Raw genomic sequence first — 1,663 nt, 5'->3', positions numbered from 1 at the left:
GCGCGGCGGGGGGGGGGGGGGGGGGGGGGGGGGGGCGGCGGGGGGCCCCCCCCCCGCCCCGGCCCATCGGCGGGCCCGTGCGACGGCATCTGTTCGGTATCAATTCGCCCAGGGCGTAGGGCAGACCTGGCGAAGAGGCCGGAATCACGGGCCCGGCAGAGTACCGTCGGATAGCGAGACCGAGCGCCGTCGGCGTTGGCGGTCCACAGCACCAGGCCCCGGAACCCTGCGGGGCCCCTGGCGAAGGGGAAGCACCTCGTGGCACGCATCGGAGACGGTGGCGACCTGCTCAAGTGCTCGTTCTGCGGCAAGTCGCAGAAGCAGGTGAAGAAGCTGATCGCCGGCCCAGGCGTGTACATCTGCGACGAGTGCATCGACCTGTGCAACGAGATCATCGAGGAGGAACTCGCCGAGACCTCCGAGGTCCGCTTCGAGGAGCTTCCGAAGCCGCGCGAGATCTACGAGTTCCTGGACCAGTACGTGGTCGGCCAGGACCTCGCCAAGAAGGCGCTGTCGGTGGCCGTCTACAACCACTACAAGCGCGTCCAGGCCGGTGAGGCGGGCCGCAGCGGCGGCAACGGCCGCGAGGACGCCATCGAGCTGGCCAAGTCCAACATCCTGCTGCTGGGCCCCACCGGCTCCGGCAAGACGCTGCTGGCGCAGACCCTGGCCCGGATGCTGAACGTGCCGTTCGCGATCGCGGACGCCACCGCGCTGACCGAGGCCGGCTACGTCGGCGAGGACGTCGAGAACATCCTGCTCAAGCTGATCCAGGCGGCCGACTACGACGTCAAGAAGGCCGAGACCGGGATCATCTACATCGACGAGATCGACAAGGTCGCGCGCAAGAGCGAGAACCCGTCGATCACCCGGGACGTCTCCGGCGAGGGCGTGCAGCAGGCCCTGCTGAAGATCCTGGAGGGGACCACCGCCTCGGTGCCGCCGCAGGGCGGCCGCAAGCACCCCCACCAGGAGTTCATCCAGATCGACACCACCAACGTGCTGTTCATCGTCGGTGGCGCGTTCGCCGGCCTGGAGCGGATCATCGAGGGCCGCGCGGGTGCCAAGGGCATCGGCTTCGGCGCCAACATCCGCTCCAAGCGGGAGTCGGACGCCAGCGACCACTTCCGCCAGGTGATGCCCGAGGACCTGGTGAAGTTCGGCATGATCCCCGAGTTCATCGGCCGTCTGCCGGTGATCACCAGCGTGCACAACCTGGACCGCGAGGCGCTGCTCCAGATCCTCACCGAGCCGCGCAACGCGCTGGTCAAGCAGTACCGCAAGCTGTTCGAACTGGACGGCGTGGAGCTGGAGTTCTCCCGGGACGCGCTGGAGGCGATCGCCGACCAGGCGATCCTGCGCGGCACCGGCGCGCGCGGACTGCGGGCCATCATGGAGGAGGTGCTGATGTCCGTGATGTACGAGGTCCCCTCGCGTCAGGACGTCGCCCGCGTGGTGGTCACCGGGGACGTGGTCTCCAAGCACGCCATCCCCACCCTGGTGCCGCGCGACATGATCAAGCGCGAGCGCCGGGACAAGAGCGCCTGACCCGAGGCCTTCGCACGCGGAGGGGCCCCGCACCGGATCCGGGGGGGGGGGGCGGCCGGGGGGGGGGGGGGAGTTGGGGGCGGGAATGGGTGGGGGGGGGGCCCGGGGGTGAGAC

Annotated in this window: 1 protein-coding gene; it reads left to right on the top strand. The window is 70.1% G+C overall.

Translation table 11 applies throughout. From position 1 onward, the window contains the following. Positions 1 to 258: 258 nt before the first annotated feature. Positions 259 to 1,548 carry an ATP-dependent Clp protease ATP-binding subunit ClpX gene (gene clpX, locus ABZW03_RS40650; RefSeq protein WP_030058268.1) on the top strand — a complete coding sequence of 430 codons (1,290 nt, stop codon included), beginning with the start codon at positions 259 to 261 and terminating at the stop codon, positions 1,546 to 1,548. Positions 1,549 to 1,663 lie beyond the last annotated feature (115 nt).

Source organism: Kitasatospora sp. NPDC004799 (genome assembly GCF_040609095.1).
Lineage (GTDB): Bacteria > Actinomycetota > Actinomycetes > Streptomycetales > Streptomycetaceae > Kitasatospora.
This window is presented reverse-complemented; position numbering and strand designations above follow the sequence as displayed.